At 64.4% G+C, this 14,681-nt stretch carries 12 protein-coding genes; 9 read left to right on the top strand and 3 right to left on the bottom strand.

Translation table 11 applies throughout. The annotated features are described in order from the left end of the window. Positions 1–4: 4 nt before the first annotated feature. Positions 5–895 carry a BadF/BadG/BcrA/BcrD ATPase family protein gene (locus BBA01S_RS08405; protein WP_027816034.1) on the bottom strand — a complete coding sequence of 297 codons (891 nt, stop codon included), beginning with the start codon at positions 893–895 and terminating at the stop codon, positions 5–7. A gap of 187 nt (positions 896–1,082) precedes the next feature. On the opposite strand from BBA01S_RS08405, the gene BBA01S_RS40560 reads away from it, so the two are divergent. Beyond that, positions 1,083–1,736 carry a DNA-3-methyladenine glycosylase I gene (locus BBA01S_RS40560; protein ID WP_084162010.1) on the top strand — a complete coding sequence of 218 codons (654 nt, stop codon included), beginning with the start codon at positions 1,083–1,085 and terminating at the stop codon, positions 1,734–1,736. Between the two features lie 301 nt (positions 1,737–2,037). Next, positions 2,038–2,487, top strand: coding sequence for a hypothetical protein (locus BBA01S_RS08395; RefSeq protein ID WP_027816033.1), 450 nt, complete (start codon positions 2,038–2,040; stop codon positions 2,485–2,487). 130 nt (positions 2,488–2,617) lie between these two features. Here the strand turns inward: BBA01S_RS08395 and rpsU are convergent, their stop codons facing one another. Both rpsU and BBA01S_RS08385 read right to left on the bottom strand, forming a co-directional pair. Continuing rightward, complete coding sequence (rpsU, locus tag BBA01S_RS08390; RefSeq protein ID WP_006401410.1) at positions 2,618–2,830, bottom strand: 30S ribosomal protein S21; 213 nt, start codon at positions 2,828–2,830, stop codon at positions 2,618–2,620. Positions 2,831–3,304: 474 nt separating this feature from the next. Further along, positions 3,305–4,246, bottom strand: a complete 942-nt coding sequence (locus BBA01S_RS08385) for an aldo/keto reductase (RefSeq protein ID WP_027816032.1) — start codon at positions 4,244–4,246, stop codon at positions 3,305–3,307. A 354-nt stretch (positions 4,247–4,600) separates the two neighbouring features. Here BBA01S_RS08385 and BBA01S_RS08380 point away from each other — a divergent pair, with 354 nt between their 5' ends. The 7 genes from BBA01S_RS08380 (at position 4,601) to rfbH (ending at position 14,655) form a co-directional block, all read left to right on the top strand. Next, a complete protein-coding gene (locus tag BBA01S_RS08380) occupies positions 4,601–5,764 on the top strand; it encodes a flagellin (RefSeq protein ID WP_027816031.1) in 1,164 nt (387 codons plus the stop codon). A gap of 142 nt (positions 5,765–5,906) precedes the next feature. Next, positions 5,907–7,478, top strand: coding sequence for a flagellar filament capping protein FliD (gene fliD, locus BBA01S_RS08375; protein WP_027816030.1), 1,572 nt, complete (start codon positions 5,907–5,909; stop codon positions 7,476–7,478). Positions 7,479–7,508: 30 nt separating this feature from the next. Further along, the gene (fliT, locus tag BBA01S_RS08370) at positions 7,509–7,808 is read left to right on the top strand and encodes a flagellar protein FliT (protein WP_027816029.1); all 300 of its coding nucleotides are present in this window, start codon (positions 7,509–7,511) and stop codon (positions 7,806–7,808) included. A 278-nt stretch (positions 7,809–8,086) separates the two neighbouring features. After that, positions 8,087–11,230: a tetratricopeptide repeat protein gene (locus tag BBA01S_RS40555; RefSeq protein WP_052391703.1), complete on the top strand. Its 3,144-nt coding sequence runs from the start codon at positions 8,087–8,089 to the stop codon at positions 11,228–11,230. A 142-nt stretch (positions 11,231–11,372) separates the two neighbouring features. Beyond that, entirely contained in the window at positions 11,373–12,146 is a 774-nt protein-coding gene (gene rfbF, locus BBA01S_RS08360; protein ID WP_027816028.1) for a glucose-1-phosphate cytidylyltransferase, read from the top strand. 11 nt (positions 12,147–12,157) lie between these two features. After that, complete coding sequence (rfbG, locus tag BBA01S_RS08355; protein WP_042296489.1) at positions 12,158–13,246, top strand: CDP-glucose 4,6-dehydratase; 1,089 nt, start codon at positions 12,158–12,160, stop codon at positions 13,244–13,246. 14 nt (positions 13,247–13,260) lie between these two features. Beyond that, positions 13,261–14,655: a lipopolysaccharide biosynthesis protein RfbH gene (rfbH, locus tag BBA01S_RS08350; protein WP_084161971.1), complete on the top strand. Its 1,395-nt coding sequence runs from the start codon at positions 13,261–13,263 to the stop codon at positions 14,653–14,655. Positions 14,656–14,681: the final 26 nt, after the last annotated feature.

The following is a 14,681-nucleotide window of genomic DNA, read 5'->3' as shown; positions in this document are numbered from 1 at the left end:
CGCTTTACACGCCGCCCGCGCGCCTTTGCTGCCCCTCGCGCCATGCGAGCCGCAATGCGCCACTGGCCGAATCCGCAAGCGGCGCGCGCAGGCGCTCGCGCATGTCTTGCGGCACCCATTCGCGCAGCGGTTGACCCAGGCCGCCGGCGAGCGCCACCGGCAATGCCGCCGTGGGATCGAGCGCCGAGATCATGCGCGCGACCGCCTCGCCAGCTTCCGCCAGCAGTTTCGAGACGAACGGATGGTCGCGATGCGCGAGCACCACGGGCGCAAGGCTCGCGTAGGCGGTCTGATTGGCCGCGCACAGCCACACGATCAGGCTATCGCGGTCATTGGCGCCCGTATGGGCGAGCAACGCCTGCGAGAGCGCGTCGGGCGCGATGCGGCCGTCGAGCGACTGCTGCGCCCAGACAATCGCGCGCAGACCGAACCACGCGCCGCTTGCCTCGTCGCCCGACGGAAAGCCGAAGCCGCCTGCGATATGACACGCCCCCGACGCATCGAGCGCCGCCGCGATGCTGCCCGTGCCGAGCGCCACGACCACGCCCGCCTCGCCACCGTGCGCACCCAGCAGCGTCGTATAGGCGTCGCTTTCGACCGCCAGACCCGCCACGGGTGGCGCGGCGGCGCGAAACGCCGCGAGCCAGTCGGGATTGTTCACGCCCGCAAGCCCGCAGCCGAGCACGCACTGCGACCAGTCGAACGCGATGCCCGCCTGCGCGAACGCGGCACGCGCACCTTCCTCGATCGACTGCCAGGCGCGCTCGATCCCGAGCCCCAGCCCCGACGGGCCCGCCGCCGCACGCGCGAGCTCCTTGCCCTGCGCATCGCCGAGCGCGACGCGCGTGCCCGTACCGCCGCCATCGACGCCGATCAACCAGGAATATGTCTGCATATTTGAGGGACTGTGAGAATCGTTGAAGATCGAATCGTGCCGCAGAGACTAACGGCTCGGCGTGATTCGCACAATTGGCCGGATGGCCAGGTGGCGGCGCGCGGGCGATCCGCTATTCTTGCGAGGCTCGATTGACACACTGCCGCCGTACGCCGCACCGCCAGGGAGAACACAAGTGACGCAACGCGTGACACAACGCTGTAGCTGGGCGACAAGCGAAGCCCTTGCGCAATACCACGACGAGGAGTGGGGCGTGCCGTCGCGCGACGACCAGCATCTCTTCGAAATGCTCATTCTGGAGGGCGCGCAGGCCGGGCTCTCCTGGTCAACGATCCTGAACAAGCGTGAAGGTTACCGGCGCGCCTTCGCAAATTTCGATATCGACAAGGTCGCGCGCTTTACGCCGAAGCACGTCGAAAAACTCGTGGAAGACGCCTCGATCGTGCGCAACCGCGCGAAGATCGAATCCGCGATTCTTAACGCGCGCGCCGTGCAGCAGATCCAGGCGGAACACGGCTCGCTCGCGGCGTTCGTCTGGTCTTTCGTCAACGACACGCCGCTGCAAAGCGATCTGGCGTCGTATCGCAATGCCCCTGCATCGACCGATGTGTCGGACGCGCTCAGCAAGGCGCTGAAAAAGTACGGCTGCAAGTTTGTCGGCACCACGATCTGCTATGCGTTCATGCAGGCCGTGGGCATGGTCAACGACCATCAGCGCGATTGCGATTGCCGCGCGACCTGCGCCGCGCTCGGCGGCGGCAACGGTGGCGACGGGAAAACTCCAACGCAGGCGAAAGCCAAAAGCAAGGCGGCGAAGCCACACGCGGCACACAACGCCTGACACGGCGGATAGCCCGGGAAAGTCCCAGGCACAGCGAAGCGAATAGCGCCCGACCTTGCGCATCAAGGTGCGGCGCGATGGCGGCCGGTTTGCGCGAGGCCAGGATCGCATCGATTTCTCGCCGCGTGGGTGCGCAGGCCAACGGTTTTCCCACGGCACGCCGTTATAACTGACAACGGATGCGTCCGGGGCCATTCGTCATGACGAGCCGCAACAGGACGCAGGACGGGGAGCGCGCCGGAGGGCGTGCGACGGCGCGTCCGGGGAGACCTAACCGCTGTGCGATGCGCAGGGGGCAGACATGAAAAACGTACACTTCCTGAGCCACCAGGAAATCTTCGACCGCGCCGTGGCGCACCTCTTCGGCCAGGGCAGCGCAGCGCTGCTGCCATGCGGCGGCGGGGCCTATCGGGGCGGCTATAGCGGCGGCAGCTCGCATAACTACGGCGGCTGTCCGGTCGGCAGCTTTATCCGCCCGCGCGACTACATGAGCGCGATGGAAGGCATTCCCGTGCGCTACATCGCGCGCGATGCGGGCGAGGTGCCCGCCTATATGGATGTGGGCGTCGCCGCGCTCAGGAAGGCGCTGCTGCGCGCCCACGTCAACGTCTACGATCCCAACACCGTCAACCTGCTCAGCTGCCTGCAAAACGTTCACGACGTATTCGGCGTCTGGGAATGGCGCGAGCGGCTGCTCTCCATCGCCGCGCAGTTCCGGCTCTCGCCGCAGCGGCTGCTGGACGCCGCCTGAGCACGTGCGCGCCCGGTTTTTCGACAGAAACGGGCGCAAGAACGGACGCAAAACCGGACGCACAAATGCAAACGGCGGCGCAGCTTCTTTCGAAGCATGCGCCGCCGTCTGGCGGAAGCTGAATCGGCTCTTAGTGGAGCTTCTTCGGCAGCATCTGGCTACGCAGACGCTTGTGCAGACGCTTGACTGCAGCTGCCTTCTTACGCTTACGAACAGCCGTCGGCTTTTCGTACGATTGGCGCTCACGCAGTTCTGCGATCAGGCCGTTCTTTTCGATAGCACGGCGGAAGCGGCGGATTGCCACTTCGAACGGCTCGTTTTCCTTCAGGAGAATCGTCGTCATGTATGTCCTAACTCAATCACTTGATACGGTACAAAGGCGTAAACACAAAGGCGTTCACGCACCGGCCCTCCGGTCGTTCACCAACGTGGGGGTGTAACGAGAGGCAAGGCGGCCACGGAGGCCGGAAAAGAGAAGTAGGGGGTTCACAGCGGAACGCGGCCAGGTTGACCTTGCAGCAACACGCCTGACCGCCGGTTTGCGGCCGCCAACAGTAACGAACACGGCAACAAAACAGGCAAAGATCTCAATTCACTCTCAATGATATCAGGAAAAAATCCTGCCGACCAGGGGTTTCTCGCCTGGTTTTTTGAGTCTGTTCAGGCACTTGCGTGGCGGCCGCGGCCCGCGGGCGCGCCAAGCACCTTCAGGAGTCCTGGGTTAGCTCGATCCTGCCCGAGCTAAACTCGCCTGGATCCCCGCTTTAGACCCGCTTCACGCCGCCTCGGACGATCCGCCCCTTTGTTCCATCAACACTCATGCGCTCGCGTCGTTGAGCGCCTGAATGTCCGCCGGGTCGAGCTTCAGGCGCACCGCCGCCGCAAGGCTGTCGAGCTGCTCAAGGGACGTTGCGCTGGCGATCGGCGCCGTGATGCTCGGGCGCGCGATCAGCCAGGCCAGCGCCACTGCCGCGAGCGTGCTGCCGTGGCGCTGCGCCACGAAATCGAGCGCCGCAAGGATGCGGATACCGCGATGATCCAGGTACTTCTCGACGCGCGAGCCGCGCGCACTCTTGGCGAGATCTTCGCGCGAGCGGTATTTGCCCGACAAAAAGCCGCTCGCCAGACTGTAGTAGGGCACGACCGCGATTTTCTGCGCGAGCGCCACCGGCTCGATATCGGCTTCGTACTCGGCGCGGTCATACAGGTTGTATTCGGGCTGGACGATCTGATACGCGGGCAGACCGGTCTTGTGCGCCAGCGCCAGCGCTTCCTCGATGCGCGCGCCGGTGTAGTTCGACGCCCCCACCACACGCACCTTGCCCGCCTCGATCAGCTTCTGATAGGCGCCGAGCGTCTCTTCAAGCGGCACCTTGTGATCGTCCTCATGCGAGAAATAGACGTCGAGGTAATCGGTCTGCAGACGGCGCAGCGAATCTTCCACCGCCGCCGCGATATTGGCCGCCGAGAGTCCCGGCCGATGCGCGCTCTTGGCCACCTTGGTGGCGATCACCAGCTTGTCGCGCTTGCCGGTCTTCGCGAGCCACTTGCCGATGATGGTTTCCGATTCACCGCCCTGGTTGCCCGGCACCCATGCCGAATACACGTCGGCGGTATCGATGAAGTTCAGGCCGGCGTCGACGAAGGCGTCGAGGATCGAGAACGAGGTGGCTTCGTCGGCCGTCCAGCCGAATACGTTGCCGCCGAACATGAGCGGTGCGACCTGCAAGGAGGAAGTGCCGATCCTGCGTAGTTCCATGATGTCTCCAAAGTAGGGCGAGAGCAGAACCATCGAGGATACGCCGCCTTGGGCGTGGTTGCAGCGACGCGCAAACAGGAAGCGGAAATTGCACTAAATCGTTTGCGAGTGCTGCCGTAAACAGTCTTGCAAGAGGGAGAAAGCGGCAGGCAACCCGGCAGTACGCAGGAAGCCAGCGGTGCGCAGCGGGCTTTGATGCGTGTTGCAAAAGAGGTCTCGATAGTTTGCGCTTCCCCCTCAAGTTTTTTGCACCCACGCCGTCAACCTTTACTGAGGCGGCCAGCAGTGAACCAAGGCTTCCGCCGAAGTCATTGTGGCTTGTAACGGGCTAATCGCCCGACTAGGAGAATTTCCATGCTCGGAATTAACAGCAACATCAACTCGCTCGTCGCGCAACAGAACCTGACGAGCTCGGGCAGCGCACTGTCGCAAGCTATTACCCGTCTGTCGTCGGGTAAGCGCATCAACAGCGCAGCTGACGATGCAGCAGGTCTGGCAATCTCGAACATCATGCAGACCCAGATCAACGGTCTGAATCAAGGTGTGTCGAACTCGAACGACGGCGTGTCGATGGTGCAAACCGCATCGAGCGGTCTGTCGTCGCTGACCAGCAGCCTGCAACGTATCCGTTCGCTGGCAACGCAAGCGACCAACGGCTCGATGACCGACACCGACCGTGCAGCACTGCAACAGGAAGTCTCGCAGCAAGTTTCGGAAATCAACCGTATCGCTTCGCAGACGACGTACAACGGCATGAACGTGCTGAACGGCACGCTCGGCACGGTGTCGTTCCAGGTCGGCGCGAACGTCGGCCAGACGATCAGCCTGAACCTGTCGCAAAACATGTCGGCAGCATCGGTTGGCAGCGGCGTGCCGCAAGCTGGCCAGACGCTCGGCACGTTCAGCAACCTGAGCCTCGACGCAAGCGGCGGCGCAGTGACGAGCGGTTCGGCAGCAATCACGTCGATTAACGTCGTTTCGGACGGCAGCGGCGGCTTCTCGTTCACCGACCAGAACGACACGGCTCTGTCGTCGACGGCAGTCAGCAACCTGTTCTCGGGCGGCACGGTCAGCGGCAACAGCATCGTCGGTTCGGGCACGGCAATCACGCTGGGCGACTCGGGCCTGTCGGCTCTGGGTACGGCTGGCGGTTCGGCAACGGACGCAGCAGTCGTTTCGCAAGTCAACTCGTACAACCAGCCGACGACGGTTGCTAACGTCGACATCAGCACGCAAAGCGGCGCGTCGATGGCAATGGAATCGATCGACAACGCACTGAACGTCCTGAACAACCTGCAAGCAACGCTGGGTGCAGCCCAGAACCGCTTCACGGCAATCGGCACGACGCAGCAAGCTCAGTCGACCGACCTCTCGACGGCACAATCGTCGATCCAGGACGCTGACTTCGCACAAGAAACGGCTAACCTGTCGAAGGCTCAAGTGCTGCAACAAGCAGGTATCTCGGTTCTGGCGCAAGCGAACTCGCAACCGCAACAGATCCTGAAGCTCCTGCAGTAATCGCTTCTCGTAGCACGCGCCGCCTGCACCGCCCGCCATACCCGGTGCAAGTGGCGCAAACCAGTCGGGAGGCTCGCCTCCCGATTGGCATTTTCCCGATCTGAACCGATTCACAAGACTTCGCCCAAGCACGGAGCCTGTCATGTCCACCGTAAATTCGACCGCCAGCACGATCGCGAGCACCGTCGCGGCTACGACTGCGTCGTCCAATGCCGCTCTCCAGCAAGCCGCCCAGTCGATCATCAGCGGCTCGACCGGCAACTCGTCGATGGACGTGAGCTCGCTTGTTTCCGCGCTCGTGAATTCAAAGATTGCAGGCCAGGCCGCCACCATCGCGGCGTCGCAATCTTCCGATAACACCCAGATTTCCGCCTACGGCGCGCTCTCGGCAGCGCTCGGGGCACTCCAGGCGAGCCTCAGCACGCTTTCCGACGGCACGACCGTCAACGCCTTCTCGGCCAGCACGAGCGGCACCGGCATCACCGCCACGGCCGCCAGCGGCGCGGTGGGCGGCACCTACTCGCTCGACGTCGCCCAGGTGGCGCAAAACCAGGTGCTCACGTCGAAGGCCTTTGGCACATCGACCGCACTCGTCAGCGGCACGGGGACGATGACGCTGACCGTCAACGGCGCCAGCACCACGATTTCGCTGAACAGCTCGAACAGCACGGTTGCCGGCATTGCGTCGGCGATCAACAGCGCAAGCAACAATCCGGGCGTCACGGCTACCGTCGTCAATGGCGCGGACGGCGCCCACCTCGTGCTGCACTCGACCACGACGGGCTCGGGCAACGGCATCAGCGTCGCCGTCAGCGACTCGACCTCGGGCGACGGGCTGAACAGCCTCGCCGTGAACACGACCGCCGGCACGTCGCTCAGCGGCAACGCCAGCGCGACGTCGGCGAACCTCAAGGCGAACCAGTCGACGATCGACAACACGACGTCCTGGACGCAAACGTCCGCGGCGCAGGATGCGTATTTCACGATCGACGGCACCGGCGTGACCAGCTCCAGCAACACCGTGACGTCCGCGTTGTCGGGTGTGACGCTGAGCCTGTCGGCAGCATCCGTCGATACGACCGGCACCTCGCCCCAGACGCTGACGATTTCGCAGAACACCAGCGCGCAGTCGAGCGCGATCAACAACTTCGTCACGCTCTACAACACGCTCGTCACGACGATGGGCACGCTGACGTCGTTCAGCTCGACCTCGACGTCGCAAGGTGTCCTGCTGGGCGACTCGACGCTGAACCTGATCCAGAACCAGCTCGCGACGATCGTCTCGACCGGCGTGAAGAACGGCACGACGTCGACCGGCCTTTCCTCGATCGGCGTTTCGCTGGGTGCGGACGGCACGCTCTCGATCGACAGCACGGCGCTCAACAACGCGCTGCAAAACAACCAGTCGACGATCGCCACGCTGTTCAACTCGACCAATGGCGTCGCCGAGCAGCTGAACACGAACATCACGAGCTATCTGTCGAGCACGGGCGCCATCGCGACGCGCACCAACGCGCTCAACACCGACCTGACGAGCCTGACGACCCAGCAGACCAACCTGACGGACTATCAGACCCAGCTCACCAGCATGTACACGGCGCAGTTCACGGCGCTCAACACGCTGATGGCGACGATGAACAACAACCAGCAGTACCTGACGCAGCTGTTCGGCGGCACCAACAGCGCGGGCGCGCTGGCCACCAACAAGAGCTAACGCGAGCTAAGGGCACAAGGGGCGCGAACCATGGACGCACTGACCAGCATCGAACGCATCTGGCAATTCACCAAGGCCATCGAACAGGCCGCAGCCGTCGGCGAGTGGGAACGCGCCGCCGTGCTGGTGGACGAGCGCTCGCCGCTCCTGATGTCCATGGGTGCGAAGCAGCCGCCGGCCGTGCTCGCGCAGCTCCGGGAGATCATGGCGATCGACGCGCGTATCGCCGAAGCCGCGCAAGAGGCACAGCGCACGCTCGGCGTCGAGTACCAGGCGAGCATGCGCGCCACCCGCAACGCCAACCAGTACCAGCGGATCGCGCAGTTCTGACCCTTGCTTGAACCCTGCTTGAAACCCACGAGAGCGCCGTCCGCGGTGCACTCGAAGCATCCAGCCCGCCTAGCGCGGGCTTTTTGCTTTTTGGTTTTCGCTTTCTGGCCTTAGCGCCCTTTTTTGTCGCGCGCCCGGCGACGCCGCGCAACCTCGGTGCGCCGGACTACGCGTCAAATTGGCGGTCATTTTGACTCCATCTCGGCGCATCGCGGCTTGGCGCGCCCCCCCATAATTCCTCCAACTTCCGCTCCAGGACGCGTTCGCGCGCCTTCGTCATGACCGCTTTCCCCACTTTGAACGACACGACTACGCTCACCCCCGACGCGCAGCGGGAACAGGACATCGATCTCGTGATGCAGGCCGCGATCGAACATCATCGCAAGCAGGAATACGCCGAGGCTGCGGCGCTCTACGCGACCGTCCTCGACGCCGATAGCGACCACGTGGACGCGAACTACCACATGGGCGTGCTGCGCATGCAGACGGGGCTGCCCGCCGAAGCGGTTCCCCATTTCGAACAGGTGCTCGGCCACACGCCGAATTTCGCGCAGCTCTGGGTCTACTACTTCAATGCGCTGACCGGCAGCGGCCAGTACGAAGCGGCACGCGTCGCGCTCGAACTCGCGCTGCAATGCGGCGTGCCGGCGGACGCCATCGCCATCCTGCGCGAGCGTCTTGCCGAGGAAAGCAAACAGCCCGCGCTCGCTACCCCGGCGCCCGGCCAGCCGCAAAAGCAGCACGACGAACCGCCGCCGCCCGCCAGCGACGCCGATCCGCGCCGCGCCACGGCGGCGCAAATGCAGGAATACGCGGATCTGTTCAATGCCGGCAAAACCGAAGCGGCACTGGAAGTCGCCCGCCGCCTGAGCGAAGCCAATCCTGGACACGGCGAGTGCTGGCTCGCCCTTACGCACGCGCTGCAACGCAACGGCCGCTTTGCGGAGTCGGTGAGCGCCGCCGCATCGGCCGCGCGGCTGCTGCCCGACCAGGTCATTGCGCAAACCATGCTGGCCGACGCGCTCTACATCACGCGCCAGTTCCAGCGCGCGCAGGAGCACTGCCGCAAGGCGCTTGAACGGCATCCCGAATGCGCCGCCCTGTATCGCACGCTGGGCGCTACCTTGCAGGTGATCGGACGCAGCGCCGAAGGCATCGCCAATATCCGCCGCGCCGTCGAGCTCGCGCCCGACGATGCGCTCGAACTGGACGCGCTGGGCAACGCGCTGTCGCAACACGGCGAGTACGACGAAGCCGAAGTGACGTTCCGCCGCGCACTCGAAATGGCGCCGAACCAGGCGCCGACGAACAGCAACCTGCTGTTCAGCCTGATGCACAAGCATGACCTTGACGCGCCGCGCGCCTTCGCGGAGTTTCGCGCGTTCGCCGAGCGCTTCGAAGCGCCGCTGCGCGCCCAATGGCCGCAGCACGCCAATGAGCGCAATCCGGCGAAGCGCCTGAAAGTGGGCTTCGTTTCGGGCGACCTGTTCGATCACCCGGTTGCCTACTTCCTGCTTTCGGTGGTCGAGCACCTGGCGCTCGATCCCAACCTCTCGCTGCACTTCTATTCGAATTACGCGGCCAGCGATTCCTTTACCGGAAAGATCCGCGCCCACGCCGCGAGCTGGCGCGAAGTCTTCGGCATGAGCGACGCCCTGCTCGCGCAGACGATCCGCAATGACGGCATCGATATCCTCATCGATCTGTCGGGCCACACCGGGCGCAACCGCCTGGTCGCATTCGCGCACAAGCCGGCGCCGGTGCAGGTCGGCTGGATTGGCAATCCTGCGACGACGGGCCTCACGGCGATCGACTATTACATGTCGGATCGCTTCGTCACGCCGCTCGAACAGTTCGCCAGCCAGTTCTCGGAAAAGCTCGTCTTCCTGCCTGCGCTCGCGCCGTTCAAGCCGCATCCGGACGCGCCGGAGGTCAATGAACTGCCCGCACTGAAAAATGGCCACCTGACCTTCGGCAGCTTCAGCCGGATCGTGAAGATCGGGCCGGAAGTCGTGGCGCTGTGGGCCCGCGTGCTGCGCGAGCTGCCCACGTCGCGCATGCTGGTTGGCGCGATTGCGTCGACCGAACAGATGAGCAAGATCGCCGGCATGTTCGCGAATGAGAACATCGACGCGAGCCGCATCAGCTTCATGCAGCGCAAAGGCGTGACCGACTATCTGCGCCAGCATCACATGGTGGACGTCTGTCTCGATGCGTTCCCGTTCGCGGGCTCGACCACGACCATGCACGCGCTCTGGATGGGCGTGCCGACCATGACGCTGCCGGGCTATTCGATGGCAAGCCGCGGCAGCACGGGTTGGCTTTCGCATCTCGGCCTGGAAGATGCATTCGTCGCGACCGACAAGGACGATTTCGTGCGCAAGTGCGCCGCGCTCGCGGCCGATCCCGAAGCGCTCGCGGCCGTGCGTCGCGAGCTGCGTGCGCACTGCATGCAGTCGCCGATCGTCAGCGCAAGCACCATCGCCAATGCCGCTTCGCGCGCGCTGCGCACGATGTGGCAGCGTTGGTGCGATGGCCTCGCGCCGGAGCATTTCGAAGTGCAGGCGCAGGCGCAGGACGCATCGGTCGCGCAAATCGAGGCGCTCGCGCGCGACCTGCAGTCGCACATCGCCGCGCCCGCTCCCGTGACAACGGCGGTGACGTCGCCTGCTGGCGCTGCCACGCGCGCCAGCGCGCCAATCACGTCGCTCGCCATGACCACGGTCATGCCGTCCACGCGCAAGCCGATCCGTCTCGTGTGCGCCACCCGCAGCAGCCGCGACCGCTTCTCGACCGACACCGCGCTGGGCCGCTCGCTCAAGCTCTACGCGCAACTGCCCGACCTCGAGCTGCAGCTGTTCGACAGCAACTCGCGCGGCCTGTCGAGCATCTACAACGCCGCCATCGAGGACGCGAAGCAGAACCCCGCAATCCTCGTGTTCATTCACGACGATGTCTGGCTGCAGGACTTCTTCTGGGCCGAACGGATCCGCGAATCGCTTGCTCGCTTCGACGTGGTGGGTCTGGCCGGCAACCTGCGCCGCGTCGCGCGTCAGCCGTCGTGGGCTTTCACGCCGGAGTTCCAGTGGGACGAGCGCCAGTACCTGAGCGGCACCGTGGGCCACGGCAAGGGCTTTCCGTGCGATATCGCCTCGAACTTCGGCCCGTCCGGCCAGGAGTGCAAGCTGCTCGACGGCCTGTTGCTGGGCGTGGACAGCGAGACCCTGTCACGCAGCAGCCTGCGCTTTGACGAGCAGTTCGAGTTCCACTTCTACGATCTGGACTTCTGCCGTCAGGCGGAACTCAAGCGCCTGCGCATGGGCACCTGGCCGATTTCGGTCGTGCATGAAAGCGGCGGCGCGTTCAACTCGCCGGGATGGCGTGCAGGCTACGAGCAGTACCTGCGCAAATACGGCAACTAAGTCCGTCGCACACACGGACGTCAAAGCGGCGAAGCACATGCCATTAGCGCGATTTCCGGGGCATTCCGGCCTCTGACTCGCGCTTTGAACAGGCGGCTCGCCGCTTATGCTGCAACTATCAAATCAGTCTGAAAGGTGGCCAGTGAAAGCGGTAATTCTAGCGGGGGGACTTGGCACCCGGCTCATGGAGGAAACCGTCCTGAAGCCGAAGCCATTGGTCGAGATCGGCGGCAAGCCGGTGCTGTGGCACATCATGAAGATGTACGCCGCGCACGGCATCACCGAGTTCATCGTCTGTGCCGGTTACAAAGGCTATCTGATCAAGGAATACTTCGCGAACTACATGCTGCACAACGCGAATGTCACCTTCGACATCGCGCAGGGCAGCATGGAAGTCCATCGTCATAGCGCCGAGCCGTGGCGCGTCACGGTGGTCGACACCGGCGACACGACGATGACCGGCGGCCGTCTCAAGCAGATCCGCCCGTATCTCGGCGATGACGACTTCTGCATGACTTACGGCGACGGCGTGAGCGACGTCGATATCACGACGCTGATCCGCTATCACCGCAAGCATGGCTGCCTGGCGACGTTGACCGCCGTGCAGCCGCCAGGACGTTTCGGCACGCTGGAGCTTGAGCGCGATGTCGTGCTGTCGTTCAAGGAGAAGCCCAAGGGCGACGGCAGCTGGATCAATTCCGGCTTTTTCGTGCTCAATCCGCGTGTGCTCGACTACATCGACGGCGATCACATGCCCTGGGAACACGAGCCGATCGAGCGCATCGCCAATGAAGGACAGTTGCGCGCGCACTTCCACGATGGCTTCTGGCATCCAATGGATACCTTGCGCGACAAGAACTACCTGAACGAGTTGTGGGACAGCCGCGCCGCGCCCTGGAAGACCTGGGAAAAATGAGCCTGCAGAACATGAGCACATCTGAATTCTGGCGCGGCCGCCGGGTGTTCCTGAGCGGTCATACAGGCTTCAAGGGCGCATGGCTGGCATTGTGGCTCGCCGGCATGGGCGCGCGCGTGACCGGCTACGCCCTGCCCGCGCCGACGTCCCCGAGCCTCTACGAACTCGCCGGCATCGAGCGGCATCTGGAACGGTCGATCGTCGGCGACATCAACGACGCGAACCGGCTCGCCGGCGCGCTGGCTGCGGCCGAGCCCGAAATTGTGTTTCACCTGGCCGCCCAGCCGCTCGTCAAGGAAAGCTACCGCCAGCCCGCCGCAACCTTCGCGACGAACGTGATGGGCACCGTCAACCTGCTCGAAGCGGTGCGTGCGACGCCCTCGGTGCGCGCGGCACTCGTCGTGACGACGGACAAGTGCTACCTGAACCGCGAGTGGGTGTGGGGCTACCGGGAAACCGATCCGCTCGGCGGCCATGATCCGTATAGCGCGAGCAAGGCGGCGGCCGAGATTGTCGCGGCGTCGTATCGCGCATCCTTTTTCGAGACCGGTGCCGATGTCGCGCTCGTGACCGCCCGCGCCGGCAACGTGATCGGCGGCGGCGACTTCGCGCCCGATCGCCTGCTGCCCGACGTCGTGCGCGCAATCGAGCACAACGCGACGCTGGAAATCCGCTATCCCGACGCGGTTCGTCCATGGCAATACGTGCTCGAACCACTGCGCGGCTATCTCGATCTGGCGCAGCGCGCCTATGCGCGGGAAGCCGGTATTGCGGACGCCTGGAACTTCGGCCCCAGCGAAACCGGCGCACGGACGGTGCGCGACGTCGTGCAGCGCTTTGTCGACGTCTGTGCGGAACAACGCCCGGCCGTCGTCCAGTTCGGCGCGACGCAGCCGCACAGGCACGAAGCGAATCTGCTGCGCCTCGACATCTCGAAGGCGCGCGCGCAGCTTGGCTGGCACCCGTGCCTGGGCTTTGACGAAACGCTCGCCCTCACCGCCGACTGGTATCGCGCCTGGCTCGCGAAGGACGACTTGAAGGTATTCACCGAACGGCAGCTCGAGCGCTATCTCGACACCGTATCGAATTTCAGCATTTAGCGGTTCTCAAGACGATGGAACAGCACATCATCCCCATTCAGCCCACCTCCAGCGAACCGGCCCGTGCAGCGCAAGCGCCTACCGGCCGCGATACCCAGCGCGAGCAGGAACTGCGACGCGAAATCCTGGAACTGGTCGATCGTTACGCACAACTGAGCTGTGCGCCAGCGCCCTTCGTGGCGGGCGTGACGCCTGTGCCGCCCGCCGGCAAGGTGATCGGCGCGAGCGAGTTGAAGAACATGGTCGAAGCCTCGCTGGACGGCTGGCTCACCACGGGACGCTTCAACGACCAGTTCGAAGCCGATCTCGGCAAGTTGCTGGGCGTGCCTTATGTGTCGACCGTGAATTCCGGTTCCTCGGCGAACCTGCTGGCGTTTTCCGCGCTGACCTCGCCGCGGCTGGGCGATCGCGCGATCCGCCCTGGCGACGAAGTGATCGGTGTCGCGGCGGGCTTTCCGACCACCGTGAACCCGATCCTGCAGTTCGGGGCGGTGCCGGTCTTCGTCGATATCGACATCCCGACCTACAACGTCGATCCCGCGCTGCTCGAAGCGGCCATTTCGCCGAAAACCAAGGCGATCATGCTCGCGCACACGCTCGGCAACCCGTTCAATCTCGAAGTCGTGACGGCGTTGTGCCGCAAGTACGGGCTGTGGCTGATCGAGGACTGCTGCGACGCGCTCGGCGCGACGTATCAGGGCCAGCTGGTGGGCACGTTCGGCGACATCGGCACGCTGAGTTTCTATCCCGCCCACCACATCACGATGGGCGAAGGCGGCGCGGTCTTCACGCGCAATCCGGAACTCAAGGCAATCGTGGATTCGTTCCGCGACTGGGGACGGGACTGCTATTGCCCGCCGGGCCGCGACAATACGTGCAACAAGCGCTTTTGCTGGAAGCTCGGCGATCTGCCGGCGGGTTACGACCACAAGTACACGTATTCGCATCTTGGCTACAACCTGAAGATCACCGACATGCAGGCGGCCTGCGCACTGGCGCAGCTCGACCGTGTCGAGGAATTCATCGCCACGCGCCGACGCAATTTCGCCTTCCTGAAAGAGCGCCTGCGCGACAGCGAAGAGTTCCTCGTGCTGCCCGAAGCGACGCCGGGCAGCGACCCGTCGTGGTTTGGCTTCCCGCTCACGCTGCGCGACAACGCGCCGGTAACGCGCACCGACCTGCTCGGCTACCTTGAGCAGAAGAAGATCGGCACGCGCCTGCTGTTCGGCGGCAACCTGCTGCGCCAGCCTTATATGGCGGGACGCAACTACCGTGTCGCGTCCGAACTCACGCAGACGGATCGCGTGATGCACAACACGTTCTGGATCGGCGTCTACCCGGGCCTCGACGACGAGCGGCTGGATTTTGCCGCACGCGCCATCGAGGAATTCCTCGGCGTCGCGTTTTGAGCGCGCACGTCGCAAAGGCTTGGCGC

It is taken from the genome of Paraburkholderia bannensis NBRC 103871, from assembly GCF_000685015.1.
GTDB lineage: Bacteria > Pseudomonadota > Gammaproteobacteria > Burkholderiales > Burkholderiaceae > Paraburkholderia > Paraburkholderia bannensis.
The sequence above is the reverse complement of the archived record's forward strand: the minus strand, read 5'-3'. Positions and strand labels throughout refer to the sequence as shown.

Coding starts and splice junctions, on each gene's coding strand:
- BBA01S_RS08405 (WP_027816034.1), bottom strand. CDS start 895: ATGCAGACATATTCCTGGTTGATCGGCGTCGATGGCGGCGGTACGGGC.
- BBA01S_RS08395 (WP_027816033.1), top strand. CDS start 2,038: ATGAAAAACGTACACTTCCTGAGCCACCAGGAAATCTTCGACCGCGCC.
- rpsU (WP_006401410.1), bottom strand. CDS start 2,830: ATGACGACGATTCTCCTGAAGGAAAACGAGCCGTTCGAAGTGGCAATC.
- BBA01S_RS08385 (WP_027816032.1), bottom strand. CDS start 4,246: ATGGAACTACGCAGGATCGGCACTTCCTCCTTGCAGGTCGCACCGCTC.
- BBA01S_RS08380 (WP_027816031.1), top strand. CDS start 4,601: ATGCTCGGAATTAACAGCAACATCAACTCGCTCGTCGCGCAACAGAAC.
- fliD (WP_027816030.1), top strand. CDS start 5,907: ATGTCCACCGTAAATTCGACCGCCAGCACGATCGCGAGCACCGTCGCG.
- fliT (WP_027816029.1), top strand. CDS start 7,509: ATGGACGCACTGACCAGCATCGAACGCATCTGGCAATTCACCAAGGCC.
- BBA01S_RS40555 (WP_052391703.1), top strand. CDS start 8,087: ATGACCGCTTTCCCCACTTTGAACGACACGACTACGCTCACCCCCGAC.
- rfbG (WP_042296489.1), top strand. CDS start 12,158: ATGAGCACATCTGAATTCTGGCGCGGCCGCCGGGTGTTCCTGAGCGGT.
- rfbH (WP_084161971.1), top strand. CDS start 13,261: ATGGAACAGCACATCATCCCCATTCAGCCCACCTCCAGCGAACCGGCC.